Here is a 23,096-nt window from a genome sequence, read left to right on the forward strand (position 1 = left end):
GGAAAAACGAGACGGCCGCAGTTCCTTAAGCGAACGGGTGTTCCAGAATGATCGTTTCATCGCGATCCGGTCCGGTCGAAAGAATCGTCACCTTTACGCCGACCAGTTCTTCCAGACGTTTGATATAGGCTTTGGCGTTTTCCGGCAGTTTGGCATAATCGGTTACGCCGGCTGTCGTTTCGGACCAACCCGGCATTTCCTCTATCACCGCCTCGCATTGCTGATATTGATCCGCGCCCAATGGAGCCGTTTCGGTCGTGTTCCCGTTCAAACGATAAGCCGTGCAAATACCGACTTTGTCCAGACCGTCGAGTACATCCAGTTTGGTCAGGCAGATGCCGCTGATGCTGTTCAGCCGGACCGATTTCCGCATGGCGACCGCGTCGAACCAGCCGGTGCGGCGTTTGCGGCCGGTCGTGGCGCCGAACTCATGGCCGACCGTGCCCAAATGTTCGCCATAGGTATCGTGCAGTTCGGTCGGGAATGGGCCGTTGCCGACCCGAGTCGCGTAGGCCTTGGTGATGCCGAGCACATAATCCAGATCGAGCGGGCCGACGCCGGAGCCGGTCGCGGCGCCGCCGGCGGTCGTGCTCGATGAAGTCACATAAGGGAAGGTGCCGTGATCAAGGTCGAGCAACGCGCCCTGCGCGCCTTCGAACAACAGATTCTTGCCCTGGTCCTGATAACGGTACAGCGCTTCGCCGACATCGGTCAGCATCGGCTTGACTTGTTCGCCGAGCGCCAGCGCCTCATCCAAGGTTTTTTGGAAATCGACCGTGTCGGCATGATAGTAATTGGCCAGCATGAAATTGTGATACTCCAGCAATTCCTTCAGCTTGTCCGCAAAATCCGCCGGATTCGACAGGTCCCCTGCGCGCAGTCCCCGGCGTCCGGCCTTGTCTTCGTAGGCGGGACCGATGCCGCGCCCGGTCGTGCCGATCGCTTTCGCACCGCGCGCTTTCTCGCGCGCCTGATCGATCGCGACATGCACCGGCAATATCAGGGTGCAGGATTCGCTGATCAATAAGCGATTACGAACCGGTATGCCGGCTTTTTCGAGAAGTTCTATTTCCTCTATCAATGCGTTCAGCGACAACACCACGCCGTTGCCGATCATGCATTGCACGTTGTCACGGAGGATACCCGACGGAATCAGATGCAGGACGGTTTTTTCGCCGCGTATGACCAGCGTATGACCGGCATTATGGCCGCCTTGAAAACGCACCACGGCTTCCGCATGTTCGGTCAAAAGATCGACCAGCTTGCCTTTACCTTCATCGCCCCATTGCGTGCCGATGACTACGACATTTTTTCCCATTTTTTTTCCACTAAGCTAAGTTTTTGATGAACCAGGTTTGATTCTCTTGTTCAAGGGCCGCGGTACAGCCCATTGCCGCGCCGTCACCGGCCTGACCCGGCAATTGTTGGATCACCGTGTGACCCGTGGCACGTAAATCGCGGATTTTTTCAGCCAACGCGGCATCGCCATGGCAGGGCGCGAATATTTTGCTTTGAGAATCCTCCGATCCGTTCGCGTCGCTCAGTGCTGCCAATAACTTCAGATCGGCGCTGAAACCGGTCGCCGGCCGGGCCCGGCCGAATACACCGCCGATATTGTCGTAGCGGCCGCCGCGCGCGACCTCGCGGCCAACCGCCGGCGTAAAGGCCGCAAAAACGGCCCCGGTATGATAGTGATAACCGCGCAATTCCGCCAAATCGAAGCTGACCGGCAGAGACGGGAACATCGTCGTGAGCCTTGCGGCAATCGTTTCGAGATCGGTCAATGCTTTTTGCAATTCTTCGTCCGCCTTCGCAAACACCTGGCGCGCCCGGATGATGGTTTCGGCGCCGCCGTTCAACAACGGCAACGCCAGGAACATGGCTTTCAGATTGTCATCGAGCACGTAACTGCACATCAGATCCAGCAGCTCCGGGCGGGCTTTGCGCTGAAGTACGTCGAATAATTCACTTTCTTGAACTGAACTTAAGCCAGCCTGCCGGGACAACGAGCGGTAAATACCGACATGCCCCAGGTCGAGATGTACATTCAACACACCGGTCAATGCGAGCATTTCCAGCATCAGTCGAATCACTTCGATATCGCTGTCAATACCTGCATGGCCGTATAGTTCCGCGCCGATCTGCATCGGACTGCGAGTTTTTTCCAAAGGATCGCCGCGGGTATGCAGCACCGTGCCGTAATAACACAATCGGGTCGGCCATTCGTGATGCAAATGGTGCGCGTCGATGCGGGCAACCTGCGGTGTCATGTCGGCTCTGACGCCGAGCATTTCGCCGCTGATTTGGTCTGTCAGCTTGAAGGTTTGCAAATCGAGATCGTGCCCCGAGCCGATCAATAACGAATCGAGAAAGTCGATGAATGGCGGAATCACCAGCTCATAACCCCAGCAGGCAAACATATCGAGCAGCCGGCGTCTCAGACTTTCCAGATGTTTGGCGTCAGCCGGCAAGATTTCTTCGATGCCGTCCGGCAGGAGCCAGGAGTCTTTTTGTTGCATGTTTTCTAAGTCCACTCAAACAAAACGCCCCGCACGGGCGAGGCGTTTGTCAATGTTATCGAAGCCGCAAGGCGGCCGTGTTCAACTTAATCGCTATTTCTGTTGCTTGAAATAGCGGAAGAAGTCGGAATCCGCATCAAGTACCAGCGTCGAGGATTTGTTGAATGTCTTTTTATACGCATTCAGGCTGCGGTAAAAAGCGTAAAACTCGGGATCGGCTCCGAATGCTTTTGCATAGATTTCAGACGATTTCGCGTCGCCTTCACCTCGCAATTTTTCGGCGTCTTTAAACGCGTTCGCCTTGGTCACCACACTTTGCCGATCCGCATCGGCACGAATCTTTTCGGCCGCTTCCGAACCTTGCGAACGGAATTCGCGCGCTATCCGCTCACGTTCGGCTTCCATCCGACGGAACACTGAAGTGCTGACTTCCGGTGGCAAGTCGATCCGCATCACCTGGATGTCGATAATTTTCAGGCCCAGGTTTTTCGCCGACGCTTGCGCGTTGGCGATCATAATGTCACGTATCGCTTTGCGATCGGTCGAAACCAGTTGCTTGATGTCGCGTCTGGCAAACTCGCCGCGAAAAGCATCCTTGATGATCGGATCCAGCCGACTATTGGCCTGATAAACATCACCGGCAACGCGTTGATAAAAGCTGCTGACATCATCAATCCGCCATTTGACGAAAAAGTCGACAAACACGTTTTTCTTTTCGGCGGTCAAAAAACCTTCCGGCTTCGAAACCATCGTCTGGATGCGCGAATCGAATTTTTTGATATCGTTGAACGGGTACGGCCATTTGAAATGCAGTCCCGGCGTAAAATCGTATTCGACGATTTTACCAAACTTGAATTTGATCGCTTTTTCGGTTTCGTTGACCGAAAACACAAACATCGCGCCGATCAACCATAGCGCGGCGATACCGATGATAATTTTATTGAATGTTGTCATTGGCGTCCCCTTGCATCGCGTCCACGGCTTGATGGCCTTACCGTGATCGGTTCTTCCGCTTCGACGGGTAAAGACTCGGCTTTCGCCGGTGGCGTTACGCTCTGGGTTTCGATTTCAGGTAACTTTTGCGCCATCTTATCCAACGGTAAATAAAGTATGTTGTTGCCGCCTTTCGCATCGATCATCACCAAATTCGATTCTCCCAATACTGACTCCATCGTGTCGATGTAGAGGCGTTTGCGGGTCACTTCCGGCTGTTTCAGGTATTCTCCGAGCATCTTGGAGAAACGGTTGGTTTCGCCTTCGGCTTGGGCAATGACTCTTTCCTTGTAGCCTTCTGCCTCCTGCAACATTCTGGCCGCGGCGCCGCGCGCCTTGGGCACGATGTCGTTCGAATAAGCCTCCGCCTCGTTGATCAGTCGCTGCTTGTCTTCACGCGCTTTGATCACGTCCTGAAAAGCCGCCTGCACCTGCTCGGGCGCTTGCACATCCTGTAAATTCACGCTGGTAATCTCGACGCCGGACTCATAACGGTCCATCACTTCCTGAATTTCCTTTTTGACCTGTGCGACGACCTCATTACGGCCTTCGGTCAACACGAAGTCCATGTCCGAACTGCCGATCACGCCACGTTCGGCGCTTTCGGTGACCTGTTTCAAAGTCGTTGCCGGATCGACCACATTGAACAGAAACTTTTTCGCGCTGTTCGACAGATTGCTGACCTTGTACTGCACGACCAGACGCACATCGACATAATTCTCGTCGCGGGTCAGCATCAACGCTTCTTTCGGTTCCGAACGGTCGCCGGCTTCGCCAAAGCTGGAAAAGCCGACCGCCAACGTGCGGTTTTGCTCGACATTCACGATGTCGACCCGCTCGATGGGAAGAGGCAAATGCCAATTCAAACCGGGACTGGTTTCTTCAACGTATTTGCCGAAGCGAGTTACCACACCGATATTACCGGCATCGACCTTATAAGTGCCGCTGGCGATCCAGATCACCGCGACCGCGCCTACCGCGATCAAGCCGAGATTTTTTCCCGGGCCGCCCGCCGATTCCTGGCTGTCACCGCCACCGCTGCCGCCGAAAAGATTGTGTAACTTGTCCAGAGCCTTGCGTATCGTCTCATCAAGATCAGGTGGTCCTTTTTGATCGCCCCGACCGCTCCACGGGTCTTTATTATCGCCTCCAGGTTCATTCCAGGACATACTTTTTGCTCCATAGCAATATATTTATATTTAAAATTAACGGCTTATCATAATAATAGATAATTGCCGAAGGCAGTTTCCTAATAAGGGTCTGCCAATAAAAAACGGCAAGCCAATTCCTTGTGCCTGCGAATATGAAGGGCATTTTAACGTAAATAGCGAAAAAAAACGAAAAACTTCAAGGAACAAGGGCCTCTCGGCAAACTGTCCCGGTATTCCATTTTTCTATTTGCGATGGTCAGGACGATATCACTTCGCCGCGCACCGTCTCCAGAAACCCCGAATATTTCGGATCGATTTCGATGACCATTTCAGACTGCCCATGATCGCCGATCTGTTCTTCGAGGATCGTCGCGTAGGCATACATTTTCGCACGAATATCGCCCTGATCCGGCCGTAAATGGCAACGAATTCGGATTTTGCGCACGGAAAATAGCTCGGCCAGCGCCTGCAGCAATAAATCCGCCCCTGCGCCTGTTACCGCGGACAGCCAAACTCTGGCGGGCTTGCCCGCTTCATCACGGTCGACCCGGGGATGGGCGCCATCAAGCAAATCGATCTTGTTGTAAACTTCAAGCTGGGGAATTTTATCGGCGCCGATTTCCATCAAGACCTGATTGACCTCGACAATCGTCGCATCGCGGTCTTCCGCGTGCACATCGATTACATGCAATAATAAATCCGCCTCGCTGGCTTCTTGTAAGGTCGATTTAAACGCCGCAACCAATTCATGCGGCAAATGGCGAATGAAGCCGACCGTATCGGCCAGCACGAGTTCCGAATTGTTCGGCAAACGACAACTACGCAGGGTCGGATCGAGGGTTGCAAACAACTGATCCGCCGCATATATATTCGAACCGGTCAGCCGGTTGAACAGGGTCGATTTGCCGGCGTTGGTATAGCCGACCAGCGATACGGTTGCAATCTCGGCCTTTTTGCGTTTACCGCGGCTCTGATGGCGCTGCTTTTCGACTTTTGCGAGACGCGCCTGAATCTGTTTGATGCGTTCGCCGATCAAGCGCCGGTCGGTCTCCAATTGGGTTTCGCCGGGGCCGCGCAGACCGATACCGCCTTTTTGCCGCTCCAAGTGTGTCCAGCCGCGCACCAGGCGAGTCGAAAGATGTTTCAGCTGCGCCAATTCGACTTGCAGTTTACCTTCGAAGGTCTGAGCGCGTAGCGCAAAAATATCAAGAATCAGGCCGTTCCTATCGACGACGCGCACACCGAGTGCCGCTTCGAGATTCCGTTCCTGACTCGGCGTCAGCGGATGATTGAACAGAACGATGCCGGCGTTATAGTCGGCAATGGCCTGCTTGATCTCTTCAACCTTGCCTGTACCGACAAAATATTTCGGATCTGGATTTCTGCGGCTGCCGGTCACGACATGCATTGGCTCGGCGCCGGCCGATTTGGCCAACTCCTTCAACTCCAGAAGATCTTTCTGCCCGGAATGCAGGATCAGGTGAACAAGAACAGCCCGTTCACCCGAATCGGGGCGATCAAACAATCAACAACTCCAGCGCCGAAAAGACAAACGCGCCATAAAGGCGTTCAAAAATTGACAAAAACCGCGGTATAGAACAATTACTCTTCTTCGCCTTCGGTTTCCGGGATCATTTTGACCGCTTTTCCAGGCACGATCGTTGAAATGGCGTGCTTGTAAACCATTTGGCTGACCGTATTTTTCAACATGATCACATATTGATCGAACGAGTCGACCTTGCCTTGCAATTTGATCCCGTTGACTAGGAAGATAGAAACAGGGGTATGCTCTTTTCGTAAAGTATTCAGAAAATTATCCTGTAAATTTTGACCTTTTGACATCCGATTTCTCCTTATTATGTTTGTAGAATGCTATAAAAGATAACGGTAAACGCAAACCAACACAATGAATAAATTAAGAACGGCATTGTTCCTAATGATTTTTCCAAGATGATGCGCCCGAATGGCGCCCAATGAGATGGATAGCTTATCATTTCTCGCTCTGCTTTCCTATTGTCCGGGCATATTACGGCATTTTTCCTGTTTCTACCCGCAAAGGGAGTTCAGTCAGCCAACGGACGATCGCTTAGGCGCCTAAAAAATCCAGCACCGCAGCCAAAAAGCTTTCGGGCTGCTGAACATGCAGCCAATGCCCGGCGCCTGCCAGTGCCTTCAATTGCGCATTCGGAAACAACGGCAATACAGTCTCGGCTTTCACAAAATTCGACTCCGCGCCGGCAATGAACAATGAGAGCCCCCGATAAGGCGTACGCCCTCCGACATCGGGAAAAGCCGCGATAGTCGGCGCCGAACGCTCGAAAATATCCAGGTCCACGCGCCACTGGTAGCAACCGTCGCGAAGCATCAGATTTTGCAATAAGAATTGACGGTAACTCAATTCGGGAATGGCGTCGGCAAGCTTTTCCTCGGCCTGCTTACGGTTGCTGATCGAAGACAACGGCAGCATTTTTAATGCCGAAAGGGTTTCGTCGAAACGATGCGAATAAGTCACTGGGGCAATATCGGCAATGATCAGTTTATTGACCATATTGGGATAATTCAGCGCCAGCCACATCGCAATCTTGCCACCCATGCTGTGACCAAGCAGACTGGCGCGCGTCAATCCGCGCCGCATCATAAACTGACGCACATCTTCCGCCATAACTGGGTAATCCATCAACGCATGATGCGGCGATGCTCCATGATTACGCAGGTCAAGCACAAACACCCGATGTGAGCCCGCCAATTTTTCCGCAATGAATTTCCAGTTACGCGAGGAAGCGAAGAATCCGTGCAGAATAATCAGCGGAGCGGCATCAGGTTGACCCAATTCGCTGTAGGCTAATTCGAGAACAGCCATCAAAATACCTTTAAACGGCGGACAAGAAGCTTAACCTGCCCAAAATGTGGGATGACGCGCTTAATAACAAGCATGACCGTCGGCCTCGTGTTCCTCACGGCAATAACCAGAGCCCATGTCCGGTCTGCCGACTCACGTCGAAACACTCTAGCCTAATAATGAAAGGCAGCGAAAACTTAATGCTTTAGTAAAGCAAAGAACTGATGCGCAAGCAAGCACTATCATGCCGCACACTGCTAACTAATTGATAAAATACCAATAAAGGATATTTTTTCACTTAAAATGACGGCATTCAAAGCAAGTCTGACCCACATCCCTGTGGTAGTAAGAATACTCAATCGAGGCAGGAGGAGGTCGCGGTCGAAATCAATGCAAGATTACATCCGACAAAACTAGGCCGCATGAATGCCCGAACCGTGATCGATGTTTTTTGACGGAAGAACGACACTACAGTAATGCGGTGATGCTTTCTGCCGCGCGTTTTACATCCAGGAAAATCAAACCCAATTTTGCATTCGGTTTGGCCAGCACGGTCAATACGGCATCATCGCCGGCATAGGTCATCAGGACGTAACCCCTTTCACCCTTGATCAGCACCTGTTCGAGAGTGCCCCTGGCTAACTCATGCGCGGTCCGGTCGCCAAGGGACAGCATCGCGGCACTCATCGCACCGACTCTGTCCTCATCCATTCCGGCCGGCAAAACGGAGGCCATCATCAAACCATCTGTAGAAATGATTCCCGATGCCTCAATATCCGCTGAAGTTCCATTCAAATCTGTCAACACAGATGTAAGCATATCTGCCCGCATTTTTCTTCCTCTTTAACGATAAAAAAATAAATTATTAAGACGCCTTGGCCGCGTAACGGATTGCCAGCGCCCAAACCAAACTCACAAATTCCGGCTGATTGAAATGAGGAATCCCGGAAATGACCAACACAAAACGATTTTTGCCAATAAAGAGAGGCCAAAAACCCATTTGACTGTTGCCGAATACATCGACAATTGCCCATGCCTGACTTGCCTGCCCCAAATTATTTACCAATACCCCGGCACGGCGTGCATGAACAGTTGCAATCTCGGCGCTCAATGCCGACAACTCCTCGGCCACTTCATGCGGGAATCCATGACTGGCCAGATAAAATCCCTCCATATCGGCCAGCAGCACCTTGCCGTTCTCGGTAATGGTGCTCAGCATATTCGGCAGAATCTTGTCGAGTTGGTCGGCCGGATAGGTCAACTCTTCGCTCACCCCCTGCACCCAACCGAGCTTTTGGCAATGATGCAGCAATTCCATACATTTTTCCGCCTCATCGAGGCCGGTCAGCGCCTGAAGATTCTCGATCGTCAGCGCTTTGGTCGCCGACTGTAAAAGCATTTGCCGGATAAATTGGCGCGGCTTGTCCATCTCGTGCGAAGACACCGCGTAGTAGGCCCCAGACGGGGTCGGGTATAAAAAAAGCCCTTCTGTCAAATGATAGCCGCTCATATTATTCTGCCAACCCCGGGTCCAATGAATAGAGGAGGGATTGCACCAGCAGCGACACATCGTTTCTGACTCTAGCGTCCACCGCGAAAATCGGCGGCTTCAATCCTGAAGCTTGAAACTGCGTATGATAATCGGCAATAGTCGGTTTGGTGCTCAAATCCATTTGCGTTACGCCGATCGCGACACTGGTCTTAGAGATGAAATCGCCGAAGGAATCCATGAAAAATTTCATATCCTTGAACGGGTCGGCGCGGGTATTATCCAGGAGCAGAATCAAACCGATGCCTCCGTTGATCAGAATATCCCACATGAAATCGAAACGCTCCTGCCCTGGCGTGCCGTACAAATGAATTTTCTCTCCGTCGGAGAGATTCATCACGCCATAATCCATCGCGACAGTCGTGGCGGCCTTTCTGGACTTGGTCATGTCGCTGGCTAAGGCATCGGTCTTGACCGGTGGCACGTCGCTGATCGAGTGAATTGCCGTGGTTTTTCCGGCGCCTACAGGTCCTGTAAAAATGATTTTGTACTGACTCATATGTATGTCGTTCTATTGTGCTGAGTTAACCACGCAATTTATTCATGATACGGCTCAATAAGCCCTGTCCCTTGCTCGGCTTCACCTCCGGCGGCTGAACCAAATTATCGGCTTCTCTTTTTACCTGTCCCATCAACCCCAGGGAGTGAGCGGCGCTGGCGAATACAAACACATATTGCGGCTTAATATTGAGCACCTGCGCAATATTGGTAAGCGTCCTCGGCCCTTGCATCATTAACGCCGCAATTCTGAGAGCATGCGGCGTAATCAGCAAACGGGTAAAATTGGGCCAGTTTTTCAAATAGACCGGTTGTGTGTAGTCGATCATATGAGGATAACGGCCTTTTGATGTCCAACAGGCCAATTTCCATAAAAACGCATCCATACTCTGAAACTTGTCCAGTGAGCCTCCCAAACCCATGGTTTGCGCATTCGCCGGACTAATCGACATCTTCGATGCAGAGTTCGGGTTCAGCTTAATTCCCGCGAAAGCCCGCAATTGGGGATCATCGGCGTCAAGCCAGACTTCATGAGTATGTGGAAAAATCATGATCGGTTTCCAACCCGATTGCAGTTGCAAAATCTGGCCTTTGGCCCGGCAAACCATAAAAGCGGATTGGATATACCCCTGAAAATAATCTTTCGGGTCATATGACGCCTGTGCAAATTGCGCCGGATCGTTCACATCAATGTCAGGAAGCGAACCGATGTAGGCCTGAAAACCTTTTTCATCGAAGCGCATCGCGGTCTGATGCTTGGAGGTTTTTTTACGCTCGCTCTGATCCAGTACATAGGTCTTAAGCGGTTGCGGCTCAACCCCGGTTTCCTCCTCTTCTTCCGCTTCCCCGGCAACCGCTGTAGCCATGGCGGGAGCGGCCTGTTTCTGGGCTTTTTTCTTAGCAAATTCCGCCAGCAAAATTTTAGCTTCTCTCAACACCGACAACATGTCATCGGTCTTCACCGGCTTTCTGACCTGGAGCGCGCCATCATGTGTAAAATCCTGTAGAGACAGCACGATCGTCGGCTTTTGTCTTTCCGTCTGCAAATGTTGGGACAATAAATTTTTTGAGACTGGCGCATCGCCGTCAAAAATATCGACATCAGCGTCGTTTTCATTAACAACGGTCGCTGCGCCCTTGCACGGACCCTGTAAAAACATCATCATGGTTTTACAACTACGGACATCCATTCCGTGCAAGGCAACTTTTAATGGTCTTTTATTATGTTCCGACATGGATCAAACCTTTAACAAATCTTGCAACTGCGCCCATTCGGGCGGCAGACTTGCGCCAAGACGAGTCAGCTCTTCATGAACTCGCTTAAATCCTGTCCGGTCACGAGTCGATCGATAAAGCGACAAAAGCTCGCGGTGCAATTCAGCGCGTTCCGGGCGCGTCAGAACGGCCTGCTCAAGCACCCGGGCCGCTTCATCAAGCTGGCTAAACTCGACATAGTCCCTGGCCAGTTGCAAAGGATCATATTCGGTTTCGCTCGCGTCCTCGACCATATGCACAAGCGGTGAAGACGACAGCAATCCCCTGGTAAACAATGAAAAACGGTTGCATGGCAAAGATTCTTCGCCTACCTGATTTTTCAGATACTGCCTCAGCGCTTGAAATTGACTTTCCGTAAGTCTTGACCTAGCCCCAAATATCATGCGCCTGCTCAGTTCACGGCCAGCTTTGTTCAGCACGATCAACAAATCGATCAGCGCCGCATACAACTGCTCATTCAAATAATTGCTGAAACAATAATGGATGCGCTCCACATGCGCCCGCAAAGACTTGGGTTTTCTGGAAACCCGGAAGGCCAAGCGCTCCAGACGCTTGTCCACCGACGATTCAGGCCACTCGCGGAATCCGGCGGTGAACTTATCAAAAACGTACTCTAACGCCGAAGGTTCATCAATATTGCGATCACTAACGGTATTCAAGGCAGACCTCATCACATGGACAACTGTGTTATCAAAAGAATAGTCCGTTATTATCAATTTACAAATGGGCTACCGATAAAACAGCTAGCCGCTATAGTTGTTGTGAAATAGGTCACAGAAATTAAATTTTATTTTGTTACTCTCCCGGTTTTACCTCTGCATTCACCCTCTGTCGCCACTACCGTTAAGCCTTGGCAAGAATCACTCAGTCTCCTGAAAGTTCTGAGGATTTGAAAAACAGAAAATATTGATCGTTATGGTGCGTAATCGATGCCTTCCGGTGCCAGACTGACGATTCTGTGGCCGCCCCGCCCTTCAGCACCCAGTGCCTGAGCCAACCACGGCAACTCTAGGCGCATTTCGGACGCCAATGCCCACGGCGGATTGATCACGATCATTCCGCTGGCAGTCATGCCATGGCCCTTGCTGTCCGGGGCAACAGCCAGCTCAAACAACGCAATATCGGCGATGCCGGTTTCCTGCAATGCACGTTCCAGGCGGCGGATACGTTGCCGTTCGACAACCGGGTACCACAGCGCGTAAGTGCCGGTTGCAAAACGTCTGTGCATTTTTTTTAAGGTTTCAGCGACCAAGCGGTAATCATTAGAAAGCTCGTAGGAAGGATCGATCAGAACCAGACCGCGCCGCTCCCTCGGCGGCAACAAGCCTAAGGAATCGATCAAGCCGTCGGCATGGAAAGTCCTTATACGGCGGTCTTTTTCGACCAGCGCGTGCAGGAACTTGAATTCCGTGGAATGCAAATCATACAGGAACAGTTTGTCATCCTTGCGCATCAAACTTGCGGCGATTAACGGAGAGCCAGGGTAACGCAGAAGTTCATTTCCTTGATTGAACTGCCCGACCACATCGACATAGCGCCGCACACCCGCAGGCAAGCCCTCCTGCCGCCACAATTTTGCGATGCCGCCGTCAAACTCGCGGTTTTTTAACGCCGGCTCGCTGTTCAAGGCATACATGCCCGCGCCCGCATGCGTATCAATATAACAAAACGGTTTATCCTTCTTTTTCAGATGCTCGATGATGTGAACTAGCACTATATGCTTCAGCACATCGGCGAAATTACCCGCATGAAAGGCATGGCGATAGCTCAGCATAACGATCCTAAAGCGCCTTATCGTAAATCGTCATACCGATCTCGAAGGCGATCAACCAGATGATGATCCATTCCAGCCGCGAAGAATGTCGATGGTTTTGTTCATCGGCCAGCATTTCAAACAATTCATGAATCGTTTCCAGTTTTTTCGAAAGCACGTCGGTGCGAGGTGCAATTTCCAGATACTTGGCGGCGATCGTGTAATAGTCTTCGTATTCCGGGTATTCCCAAAAAAAATCTGGAATATCGAGCAAATCGTAATTGACGATGATGTCGCTCTTGGTCAAAAACAATTGGCCGCGGATTTTCGCAATGTCGCGGCGGCTGATATTGATTCTGCCTTTGTCGGCCAACGATTTCGGTATATAACTGGTATTATCGATCGTGCGCAGGGCCTGAGTTTCGAAAGAAGCCAGCTTTATCGACTGCGCCATGCCCTGCGACAAGGCAAACATCAAAATCGGATCGGACGACTCGAGTTCGATATGATCCTCGACAATGCGCGTGACCGGACAGTCATAGGCGAAAGTAAAATGATCTTCTTCAATTAACGGCAACGGCTGCTCCGCGTTTGCCAACAGCAACCGATGGATCACCGCCTGCCGTTCCGGGCTGACATTCCAGTGCACCACCGCGCCGTAGCCTAATATGACCGTGTATGTATCATTCTCTTCGACCAGCAATGCTCCCTTGATCAAACGGATAAGACTCGAATCAGAGAGCACTCTCGCCAATGCGTCGATATGGAAACGGTGCGCCAAACAATAGGCGACGCATCGTCTGACAGGAGGGTTAGCGGACATTGGAGCCTCTCATCGACAAACAGAACCGGAATAGATTATCCGACAGACGGAAAATCGGCAAATATTGCACGCGAGGCTACGCACCAGACAGGAGGACTTATTATTCAATGATCAGCAGCCAGCCTTTCTCATCTTCACAATGCGCTGATTTTGCGGAAGCCTTGATATCAATTCGAGCCGCCGTCTTGGTCAGATGAGCCGGGAGCCTTCCCTTGACAAGAAAATAGGGCTCCTTGAATTCCGCCGTCAATTCCACAGGCTCTTTTTTGACGGTTGCGGACAACTGTTCGGGGCTGTCGATATTGAATGCATAAAAAGAAAACTCCGATCCCGGCGCAACCTTCGCCAAATGCGGCGGCTTGAAGCGTTCCAGACTTGCTTTCTGGCACTGGCTTGCAGTGCCTCCGCCGCCGCCCGACATGCCGCCGTGCCCGCTATGGTGCTCCGCCGCATCGATAGCATTCACAGTGAATAAGGAAAAAAGCATCCCCGTCACTGTTAGCCGTTTGAAAATACTCATCGTTCTCTCCACTTTTTCATTGTTATTATCAGGATTCCTTAGGCTCAGCCGGATTGTCGGCCAAACCACCTTCCGTCCATGAGGCATTCTTGGGAGAATGCGTTCCGCAACCCGATAAATTATATTCACAATCGTGATTTAGCATAACTATTTCGTAGGGAAACGCTCAGAAATGAATAATAATTCCGCGTCTAGGCCATGCAACCAAGCGAACCAAGCGGTAATTAATTCGCTGCGCGGATCAGTGGAGAGTCGTGAGAAAAGATTCGGGTAAAGATGGCTTTGTATTGAACGCCGTTGACATCCTTACCGATCGGCGCCAGAAAAATCCCGAGTTCTCCCATCTTGCAATGTCCGATCCTGAAAATGCCTTGTTGTAGAATGGGGATTCCCGGCCCCTCTAAACTGCAAAAAAACAAGACTCTCGCCTTGCACACTAACGATGGCCGATCCTGATGCCGCCATTAACTTCAACTCAATCGCTCCTTACGAAGCCCAGACGACGATAAAGATTCCGAGCCGAATTAAAGCATTCGACATGGATACAAACCGGCATTCCTTGAACACGGGCATCTTGAAGAATGTTGCCCTGTATTTTCGCGGTCGATCCGCGCCACCACACTTTCCTGTCAATGGCGAATGATATGCGCTTCACTTTTGACGATCATGCACAGACCGATGCTTACCATAGCGTCTCGATTGCTCAATGCGCGGTTTTCAAAGGCGGGCCTTGCTCAACCCGGTTTCCATTCCATGAGCCAGCGTATCCCCTGAACTTCTATTGGAGTGAAACCAAGCCGTTGATACAATCTTAAGGCTCGGCCATAGGGTTCCACATGCAAGCGAACCGGCGTGGACGCCACTCTCGCTTCGGCCAACAAATTTTCCAACAAATGCCCACCCACGCCTAGCCCGCGATATTCGGGCGATAAAGCGATATCAATTACCAGGAAAGCCTCACCGCTACGATCCAGATAAAAACGCCCGGCGGGCCGCGGCCCAATCAGTACAATCTTGAACTCTCCTTGGGGGTGATAACTCCGGTAATGTGCGCGCTGCAAGTCGAATTGCATGTCCAAAAATGCTGTTTTCTGTTCATCCGACCAAGGAACGCAAGCCATTTCCTCCGTTCGAGTGGACGCGTACAGCCGCCGAAGAAAAGTTTCATCCTCCGGGTGTTCCTCGCGAAGAGTGCTTGCAGCAGGGTCGAACGCGGCGGAAGCGATCGGGTTGTCAAGAGTAACCATAAACAATTATCCGTGGTTAAGCAGGATGAAAGCACACTCCCTCTCGCGGGGAAGACGGAAGCGTGCTTATGGCATGTCAATTAACTCCGAGACGGGAAAATGCCTTGCAATGCGATGATGAAGTTCACGCAAAGAGAGGGTTGGAGGTTGGTATGGGGCTGGCTGCCGCCCGTGACGCCGACAACTCCGGGGTTCATCGCGCCGTTGGCAGTGGTGGCGAATGCGTTGATCGAAGCGCCCGAGTTGGGATCGGTAATGGCAGCGGGAAAGTTGCCGATGGGGCTATCGGCGCCGCCCGAGTTGGAATTAGCGGCAACGGGATGGGAGTGCGCCGGTATTTGAGCGGCATTCAGCGAAACCGCTTCCACTCCGCTGCTTTGGCCGAGGACATACGGACTCAAGCCCGGCCCTTGCCCTGGATGGACGGGAACCCTGCCGCGAAGGTCGGGCAACGCGAAAGTGGTCTGGCCATTCCCTCCGTAGGTGGTGCCGAGCAGTGCGAAGAGCGCGGTGTTTTGCGAGATCGATAACACCTGTCCATCGCACAGGGCCCAGCCCTGGGGCGCGTAATTGAAACCGACCATGCGGATTTCGCCTAGAAATGCTTCTGCCATTTTGTATTCCTCATTGGTTTTGCCGCCGGATCAAGTGGAAGGGCTTGCCGTCCGGCGGATTGTCGGCAAGCTCTTTTTTGGATCTCCAATGCTTATTGACAGATCGCGGAGATGTAAACCTGGGTCGTCCCGCCCGGCGCTGTACCGGAAAACTGCCAGTCAACCAAATCGCCTGCAACGAGCGCAACAGGGGAGCCAGCCGGAGCCCCGCAACTGGTGGAACTACTGAAGGTGCAGGAATAGCCCGTTCCAACCCCATTTTTCATCAAGGTGACAGTCATAGATACTGATATGGAAGCTTTCGAAGTCAGATTGGACAGTGTGCAGGCTCGGGGTATGATCTCTTGGGCGACATTTTCCGTAGTTTGTACACCAAGGATTCCCGATATTGGCGCAAAGGCGGGCACTGTACTACTGGGGATAAATGTCGTTTTGGCCATGAAAACGCCGCCGCCCGGACCGGTGGGACCGGTGGGACCGGTGGGACCTGTGTTGCCAGTCGGGCCGGTTGGGCCATTGCTGCCGGTTGCACCCGTGGCGCCGGTTGCTCCCGTGGCGCCTGCTCCCGTGGCGCCAGTTGCTCCCGTGGCGCCGGTTGCTCCCGTGACGCCTGCTCCCGTGGCGCCGGTTGCTCCCGTGGCGCCGGTTGCTCCCGTGGCGCCGGTTGCTCCCGTGGCGCCAGTTGCTCCCGTGGCACCTGCTCCCGTGGCGCCGGTTGCTCCCATGGCGCCGGTTGCTCCCGTAGCGCCGGTTGCTCCCGTGGCACCTGCTCCCGTGGCGCCGGTTGCTCCCGTGTCGCCGGTTGCTCCCGTGGCGCCGGTTGCTCCCGTGGCGCCGGTTGCTCCCGTGGCACCGGTTGCTCCCGTGGCGCCGGTTGCTCCCGTGGCACCTGCTCCCGTGGCGCCGGTTGCTCCCGTGGCACCGGTTGCTCCCGTGCCGCCGGTTGCTCCCGTGGCGCCGGTTGCTCCCTTAGCGCCAACTGCTCCCGTGGCGCCAACTGCTCCCGTGGCGCCGGTTGTTCCAGCGGGCCCTGTCGGGCCGACACCTCCTGTCGACCCGGTTGCTCCCACTGGCCCGGACCCCGTCAAGGCAATTTCAAGAAATGCGGCATGGCCTGTGCGTGTATTTTCCTTGCTATCGATCAAAACCGAAGTGCCGGGTGCTCCAACATCGGGTGCTATAGCCAAACCGAAGTTGTCCGCGGGCGTAGCGACCCATGACCTAACCAGGTTGGTAACATCCACAGGAATATAAATACCGCTCTGATCAACGGGAATTTCCTTCACCTCGATATCGCCTAGTCCCGGCAAGGAGCTGGAATTAACGCCCGATTCAGTCCACGCAGTAGTAACTGGCTTAATTGTTAATGTCCCCGGAGTGATGATTTTATTAACAAATATAAACAAGGTCGCCTTGGCAACATCGTTGGAAAGCGTTCCAGACCGTAAGGTAGACAAATCAAAGCGAAGTAACGTTTCGGCGGTGTTGTTGATTTTCAGGCGGGCGGCAGAGCCATAATTAGACTTCGGAAAACTCGATGCGGTGTAGCTGTCGGCAATTGGCGGAACAAAAGCCGCATGCGCGGTAAATGGGGAAAAACCTGCCAGCATAATGGCGGCACTCAAGGGCTTGAGGGGTGGGCGCATGAAAACTCCTAAAATGTAGTGTGCATAACGAATGTAAAATTTGCTCAAAAATCCCTGCCGCGTACCATTTAAAGTAGCCGCTAGGTCTCTGGATTAATAGCCCCAGAATCTACTGTTATAGAAAAGACGGCGACGTAATTGCATTGAAGCAAAAAAGCATCAAATTTGATGTTCATATTTTGCTTAAAATACTCTGTAACTTCGCTACGGTTCTCGAATACTCTACGAACAATAAACGTAAAAACTGTAATGATCCGCTGAAACAGGACACATTCTTAATGTTGTTTTTCCTATAAAAATTTCGATCCAATTCGCCTGGCGATTGCTAACTTAAATTATGGGTGTGCGCCTCTACCGTTATAAAAAGCCAAATAATCGATCACACTCAGCTTTGCCGCCTCGTTGGCCCGGAATTTCTCATGCTCGGTTGTCATGTTTAAGGCTACGAAAAACCGCACTGTCGAACTGCATTCTTGCGCGCTATACGCGCTATAGACGTTCTCTTTTCGTTTTGTTTGAGAGAATTCGGCTGGCCTATCGACTCATTTGAGAATTTAAATATAGGGAGGAAACCGCCTTAATGCTGGAATATTTTGATCAAGCCTAGATGCCACAAACCCACTTGCCTGCCCTCTATGATACTTTCCTGATGGAAGGCTACGCCGCCTAAACGATGTCAAGCAACTTTTCCAGCCATACGCTTTTAAGTATAGAACAATATTCGGTTTGGGTTGGTTTTCCTGCTTTGGCCTGGTGATATGCGTATTCGGAATCGAAGGCGGCATTTCCGCGTTGTTGTGTCTGGTTTGAATTACCCCCTTTTTGATCGTATAGTATGCGGCTAACCCGATACACGGAACTACTTGATGGACACTATCAGCATCCGCGGCGCCCGTACCCATAATCTGAAGAATATAGATCTCGATTTGCCCCGAGATCGGCTGATCGTGATTACCGGGCTGTCCGGCTCCGGCAAATCGTCGCTGGCATTCGATACGATTTACGCGGAAGGCCAGCGGCGCTATGTCGAATCGCTGTCCGCCTACGCCCGGCAGTTTCTCGCGATCATGGAAAAGCCCGATGTCGATCATATCGAAGGCTTGTCGCCGGCGATCTCGATCGAGCAAAAATCCACCTCGCATAATCCGCGCTCGACGGTCGGCACGATTACCGAAATCTACGATTATTTACGGCTGCTGTATGCGCGCGCCGGCACGCCGCGCTGTCCTGAACATCAGGTGTCGCTGGAGGCGCAAACGATCAGCCAGATGGTCGATCAGGTGCTCGCGCAACCGCCGGAGCAGCGCTGGATGCTGCTGGCGCCGGTGGTCAGCGAACGCAAGGGCGAACACAGCCAGTTGCTCGAAGACTTGCGGGCACAGGGTTTCATCCGCGCGCGGATCGACGGCGTGGTGTATGAACTGGAAGAAGCGCCGGCGCTGGATCTGAAGAAGAAACATACGATCGAGGTGATCGTCGATCGCTTCAAAATCCGCGAAGACATTGCGTTGCGGCTTGCGGAATCGTTTGAGACCGCATTGCGCATCGCGGACGGCATGACGATCGCAGCCTGTATCGACGACGGCACCGAACTGCTGTTTTCCGAGCGCTATGCCTGTCCGCATTGCGGCTACAGTCTGACCGAACTCGAACCGCGCATCTTTTCGTTCAACAATCCGAAAGGCGCCTGCGGCAGCTGCGACGGTCTGGGCGTCCGCGAATATTTCGACCCGGAACTGGTCGTGCACAACCCGGACATCAGCTTGGCCGGCGGCTCGATCCGTGGCTGGGACCGGCGCAACGCGTATTATTACCAAATCATCTGCGGGCTCGCCAAGCATTACGGCTTCGACCCCGAAGCGCCGTTTGCAGAATTGCCGAAAGAAATTCAGGCGGTCATCCTGTACGGCAGCGGCGAGGACGAAATCGAGTTCAAGATGCTCGGCGAATTCGGTTTCTCGAAAAAGAAGCGCCACCGCTTCGAAGGCATCATCGCGATCATGGAACGGCGCTACCACGAAACCGATTCGCAAATGGTGCGCGAGGAACTGGCTAAGTACCTCTCGCAAAAACCGTGCAGCGTGTGCGACGGCGCGCGGCTGAATCTGTCGGCCCGCAATGTCTTTGTCGAAGATCTGCCGATTCACCATTTGACCCGTTTTCCTATCCGCAAGGCGCTGGCGTTCTTTCAAGCGTTGAATCTGCCCGGCAAGCGCGGAGAGGTCGCGGCCAGGATCATCAAGGAGATCCAGGAACGCCTGGAGTTTCTAGTCAATGTCGGCCTCGACTATCTGACCCTCGATCGTAGCGCCGATACGTTATCCGGCGGAGAAGCCCAGCGCATAAGGCTCGCGAGCCAGATCGGCGCGGGCCTGGTCGGCGTGATGTATGTGCTCGACGAGCCGTCGATCGGCCTGCATCAGCGCGACAACCAGCGGCTGCTGAATACGCTGTTCCGGCTGCGCGATCTCGGCAATACGGTAATCGTGGTCGAACACGATGAAGATGCGATCCGTGCCGCCCAGCATATTGTCGATATCGGCCCCGGCGCGGGCATTCACGGCGGTCAGATCATTGCGCAAGGCACACTCGAAGACATCCTGAACAATGAAGCCTCGCTGACCGGCCAATATCTGTCCGGCAAGACCGGCATTCATGCGCCCGAGACGACCACGCCCAACGATAAGGACAAACAGATCATCGTCCGTAATGCGCGCGGCAATAATCTGAAAAATGTCGATATTGCATTTCCGATCGGCCTTTTGACTTGCGTGACCGGCGTTTCCGGTTCCGGCAAATCGACGCTGGTGAACGACACTTTGTACTGCCAGGCCGCGCGCCTGATCAATCGCGCCGGCGCCCTGCCCGCGCCTTGCGATGCGATCGAAGGACTGGAGCATTTCGACAAGGTCGTCGATATCGATCAAAGCCCGATCGGCCGCACGCCGCGCTCGAATCCGGCCACTTATACCGGCCTGTTCACGCCGATCCGCGAACTGTTCGCGGGCACCCCGGAAGCGCGCTCGCGCGGTTACACAGCCGGACGCTTCAGTTTCAACGTGAAAGGCGGACGCTGCGAAGCCTGCAAGGGCGACGGCGTGATCAAGGTCGAAATGCACTTTCTGCCCGACATTTTCGTCAATTGCGAAATCTGCCACGGCAAGCGCTACAACCGGGAAACGCTCGAAGTCCGCTTCAAGGGCAAGACGATCCATGAAGTGCTGGAGATGACAGTCGAGGACGCCGCCCAATTTTTCAGCGCGATTCCGTCCGTCTCGCGCAAGCTGCAAACCTTGACCGAAGTCGGCCTCAGCTATATCACGCTCGGCCAGAACGCGACCACGCTATCCGGCGGCGAGGCGCAACGAGTCAAGCTAGCCAAGGAACTGTCCAAGCGCGACACCGGCAAAACGCTGTATATTCTTGACGAACCGACCACCGGATTGCATTTCCACGACATCAAGCAACTGCTGACGGTGCTACACACGCTGCGTGATCACGGTAACACGGTGATCGTGATTGAACACAATCTGGACGTGATCAAGACCGCGGACTGGATAGTAGACATGGGACCGGAAGGCGGCGACGGCGGCGGCACACTGATAGCCGAAGGCACGCCGAAAGAAATTTCGGAACATCCGGCCTCTTTTACCGGCCATTATCTGCGGCGTTTTTTTGCATAACGGCGGTTCTCTTGAAAAGGAAAACACTGCAGCATTGATCATACCGCAGGAAGCTTTCGGCCACAGCTCTCCCTCCCGTAAAGCGCCTCTTTCAGCTAGCATTCACGGACGGAAAGCCTTTCACAAGCGGCGGCTTTAATTGCATGACGGTCAAACCGCAATTTAATATAATAAACCCAGTATTTCTGTCATTTATATCTGACTTATGTATTCTGAAATTTTATTCTGCTTATTTGTCCTTGTTCTACTTAATTATTCGAATACATCCCTCAATTTACTCGATCGCTGTCGTCCGAACCCTAAGACAGGAACGCCGGCTCGCTTGCCGCTGCCTTCCAAAACGATCCTCATCGGTTTAGGGTTGCTGTCCCCTGCTCTATCGTTCGCATCCGAGCAAACCACCGGAACGAACACCGAACAGCCTCTGGATCTGACGCATCATTGGGCTGGATACATGATCGTGCTGCTGTTCGTGAGCGCATATATTCTGGCAATGCTGGAAGAAGTGACCGAACTGCGCAAATCGAAGCCGATGGTGTTCGCAGCCAGCCTGATCTGGGTCATCATCGCCGTCGTTTACGCCGGGGGCAGCATGACCGAAAAAGCCGCCATGGCGTTCCGAACGACGCTGGAAGCCTATGCCGAACTGTTTTTGTTCATCCTGGTGTCGATGACTTACCTGAATGCGATGGAAGACCGCGGCGTATTCGAACGCCTCCGGGTCTGGCTATTAAACAAAAACTTCAACTACCGGCAACTATTCTGGATTACCGGCTTTCTGGCGTTCGGGATTTCCTCGGCCTGCAACAACCTGACCACGGCCCTGTTGATGGGATCGGTGATCCTGGCGATGGGCAAGGACAATCAACGCTTTATCGCCCTGTCTTGCGTGAATGTCGTCGTCGCCGCCAATGCCGGCGGCTCGTTCAGCCCTTTCGGCGACATCACGACCCTGCTGGTCTGGCAAAAAGGCGTCGTGCCCTTTGGCGACTTCTTTTCGCTGTTGATCCCGGCGATGATCAATTTCGTGGTGCCGGCCGCCATCATGTATTTTTGGATACCCGAGGCCTGTCCGGTGCCGATCGAGGAATCGCAACCGATGAAGCGCGGCGGCATCGTGATCATATTCTTGTTCATCCTGACCATCATCACCTCGGCCTGTTTCGAAAACTTTTTGCACTTGCCGCCGACTGCCGGCATGATGCTGGGGTTGACTTACCTGAAATTCTTTAGCTATTACCTGCAAAAGATTCCCCCTAAACTGATCGCGGCACAAGACTCGGCACAGTACGAAGCCGAGAAACAAATCGAGAAGGATCTGGCAGTCAAAAATCTGACCGTGGTAAGGGAAGGCTATATCGATTATTTCGGCCCGATGAAAATCATGAACCGAATGGAAGAGTGGGAACACAAAAAAGAGCGACATTTTGATTTGCCCTTTGATGTCTTTTCCAAGGTTGCCAATCTGGAATGGGATACGCTGCTGTTTTTCTACGGCGTGATGCTTGCAGTCGGCGGTTTGAGCTTTGTCGGCTATCTGGAACTGACTTCGCAACATCTGTATGCCGGCATGAACCCGACCATAGCGAATATTCTGGTCGGATTCGCATCGGCTTTCGTCGATAACGGCACGATCATGCTTGCGGTGCTGACAATGGCACCGGATATTTCCCAGGGACAATGGCTGTTGGTGACGTTGACAGCCGGCGTCGGCGGCAGCATGTTGGCGGTCGGTTCCGCGGCCGGGGTCGGTTTGATGGGGCAAACCAAGGGGCTATATACCTTTACCAGCCATTTAAAATGCACTCCGGCGATCATGCTGGGCTTTTTTGCAAGTATCTGGGTCCACTTTTTGATTAACGGGCGTTATTTTGTGGAGTGAAACTCGGTCCGGGCTACAAGCTTAGGCCCCGGTAACGCTTCTGTCATTAGACTCCCCAAGTGGCGGCGTTACCTTATCTCCTGCAACCGCCAGGGATTGCAGGA

At 52.9% G+C, this 23,096-nt stretch carries 22 protein-coding genes; 4 read left to right on the plus strand and 18 right to left on the minus strand.

All coding sequences use genetic code 11. The annotated features are described in order from the left end of the window. Positions 1-25 precede the first annotated feature (25 nt). From U2W12_RS19010 to U2W12_RS19080, 15 genes are all read right to left on the minus strand, one after another. Positions 26-1,318, minus strand: coding sequence for an adenylosuccinate synthase (locus U2W12_RS19010; protein ID WP_326502276.1), 1,293 nt, complete (start codon positions 1,316-1,318; stop codon positions 26-28). 10 nt (positions 1,319-1,328) lie between these two features. Next, entirely contained in the window at positions 1,329-2,519 is a 1,191-nt protein-coding gene (locus U2W12_RS19015) for an ATP phosphoribosyltransferase regulatory subunit (protein ID WP_326502277.1), read from the minus strand. 93 nt (positions 2,520-2,612) lie between these two features. Then, a complete protein-coding gene (gene hflC, locus U2W12_RS19020) occupies positions 2,613-3,473 on the minus strand; it encodes a protease modulator HflC (RefSeq protein ID WP_326502278.1) in 861 nt (286 codons plus the stop codon). Beyond that, positions 3,470-4,681: an FtsH protease activity modulator HflK gene (gene hflK / locus U2W12_RS19025; protein ID WP_326502279.1), complete on the minus strand. Its 1,212-nt coding sequence runs from the start codon at positions 4,679-4,681 to the stop codon at positions 3,470-3,472. Before hflK ends, hflC begins: the two co-directional genes overlap by 4 nt. Before the next feature lie 238 nt (positions 4,682-4,919). Continuing rightward, positions 4,920-6,188: a ribosome rescue GTPase HflX gene (hflX, locus tag U2W12_RS19030; protein ID WP_326502280.1), complete on the minus strand. Its 1,269-nt coding sequence runs from the start codon at positions 6,186-6,188 to the stop codon at positions 4,920-4,922. Positions 6,189-6,265: 77 nt separating this feature from the next. Next, complete coding sequence (gene hfq / locus U2W12_RS19035; RefSeq protein ID WP_326502281.1) at positions 6,266-6,505, minus strand: RNA chaperone Hfq; 240 nt, start codon at positions 6,503-6,505, stop codon at positions 6,266-6,268. A 244-nt stretch (positions 6,506-6,749) separates the two neighbouring features. Next, positions 6,750-7,523, minus strand: coding sequence for an alpha/beta fold hydrolase (locus U2W12_RS19040; protein WP_326502282.1), 774 nt, complete (start codon positions 7,521-7,523; stop codon positions 6,750-6,752). Positions 7,524-7,970: 447 nt separating this feature from the next. After that, positions 7,971-8,333 carry a roadblock/LC7 domain-containing protein gene (locus tag U2W12_RS19045; protein ID WP_326502283.1) on the minus strand — a complete coding sequence of 121 codons (363 nt, stop codon included), beginning with the start codon at positions 8,331-8,333 and terminating at the stop codon, positions 7,971-7,973. Positions 8,334-8,367: 34 nt separating this feature from the next. Further along, on the minus strand, positions 8,368-9,012 hold the full coding sequence (locus U2W12_RS19050) for a hypothetical protein (RefSeq protein WP_326502284.1): 645 nt from the start codon (positions 9,010-9,012) through the stop codon (positions 8,368-8,370). A 1-nt stretch (position 9,013) separates the two neighbouring features. After that, positions 9,014-9,550 (minus strand): ATP/GTP-binding protein, encoded by a 537-nt coding sequence (locus tag U2W12_RS19055; protein WP_326502285.1) that lies wholly within the window; start codon positions 9,548-9,550, stop codon positions 9,014-9,016. A gap of 25 nt (positions 9,551-9,575) precedes the next feature. Then, entirely contained in the window at positions 9,576-10,715 is a 1,140-nt protein-coding gene (locus tag U2W12_RS19060; RefSeq protein WP_326502286.1) for a hypothetical protein, read from the minus strand. A 72-nt stretch (positions 10,716-10,787) separates the two neighbouring features. Beyond that, the gene (locus U2W12_RS19065; protein ID WP_326502287.1) at positions 10,788-11,540 is read right to left on the minus strand and encodes a hypothetical protein; all 753 of its coding nucleotides are present in this window, start codon (positions 11,538-11,540) and stop codon (positions 10,788-10,790) included. A gap of 197 nt (positions 11,541-11,737) precedes the next feature. After that, positions 11,738-12,598 (minus strand): 23S rRNA (adenine(2030)-N(6))-methyltransferase RlmJ, encoded by an 861-nt coding sequence (gene rlmJ / locus U2W12_RS19070; RefSeq protein ID WP_326502288.1) that lies wholly within the window; start codon positions 12,596-12,598, stop codon positions 11,738-11,740. A gap of 7 nt (positions 12,599-12,605) precedes the next feature. After that, entirely contained in the window at positions 12,606-13,400 is a 795-nt protein-coding gene (locus tag U2W12_RS19075) for an RMD1 family protein (RefSeq protein WP_326502289.1), read from the minus strand. Positions 13,401-13,500: 100 nt separating this feature from the next. Further along, on the minus strand, positions 13,501-13,920 hold the full coding sequence (locus U2W12_RS19080; protein ID WP_326502290.1) for a hypothetical protein: 420 nt from the start codon (positions 13,918-13,920) through the stop codon (positions 13,501-13,503). 254 nt (positions 13,921-14,174) lie between these two features. Between U2W12_RS19080 and U2W12_RS19085 the strand changes: the two genes are divergently transcribed. After that, complete coding sequence (locus U2W12_RS19085; protein WP_326502291.1) at positions 14,175-14,300, plus strand: hypothetical protein; 126 nt, start codon at positions 14,175-14,177, stop codon at positions 14,298-14,300. 62 nt (positions 14,301-14,362) lie between these two features. Continuing rightward, the gene (locus U2W12_RS19090) at positions 14,363-14,563 is read left to right on the plus strand and encodes a hypothetical protein (protein WP_326502292.1); all 201 of its coding nucleotides are present in this window, start codon (positions 14,363-14,365) and stop codon (positions 14,561-14,563) included. A 91-nt stretch (positions 14,564-14,654) separates the two neighbouring features. On the opposite strand, the gene U2W12_RS19095 is transcribed toward U2W12_RS19090, so the two are convergent. From U2W12_RS19095 to U2W12_RS19105, 3 genes are all read right to left on the minus strand, one after another. Then, positions 14,655-15,167, minus strand: a complete 513-nt coding sequence (locus tag U2W12_RS19095; protein ID WP_326502293.1) for a GNAT family N-acetyltransferase — start codon at positions 15,165-15,167, stop codon at positions 14,655-14,657. Positions 15,168-15,247: 80 nt separating this feature from the next. Next, positions 15,248-15,781, minus strand: a complete 534-nt coding sequence (locus U2W12_RS19100) for a tail fiber protein (RefSeq protein ID WP_326502294.1) — start codon at positions 15,779-15,781, stop codon at positions 15,248-15,250. A 92-nt stretch (positions 15,782-15,873) separates the two neighbouring features. Continuing rightward, positions 15,874-17,427: a DNRLRE domain-containing protein gene (locus tag U2W12_RS19105; protein WP_326502295.1), complete on the minus strand. Its 1,554-nt coding sequence runs from the start codon at positions 17,425-17,427 to the stop codon at positions 15,874-15,876. Positions 17,428-18,293: 866 nt separating this feature from the next. On the opposite strand from U2W12_RS19105, the gene uvrA reads away from it, so the two are divergent. Both uvrA and nhaD read left to right on the plus strand, forming a co-directional pair. Next, positions 18,294-21,110 carry an excinuclease ABC subunit UvrA gene (uvrA, locus tag U2W12_RS19110; protein ID WP_326502296.1) on the plus strand — a complete coding sequence of 939 codons (2,817 nt, stop codon included), beginning with the start codon at positions 18,294-18,296 and terminating at the stop codon, positions 21,108-21,110. Positions 21,111-21,564: 454 nt separating this feature from the next. Continuing rightward, complete coding sequence (gene nhaD / locus U2W12_RS19115) at positions 21,565-22,992, plus strand: sodium:proton antiporter NhaD (protein ID WP_326502394.1); 1,428 nt, start codon at positions 21,565-21,567, stop codon at positions 22,990-22,992. Positions 22,993-23,096 lie beyond the last annotated feature (104 nt).

The sequence above is a fragment of the Methylomicrobium sp. Wu6 genome (assembly GCF_035916875.1).
Lineage (GTDB): Bacteria > Pseudomonadota > Gammaproteobacteria > Methylococcales > Methylomonadaceae > Methylomicrobium.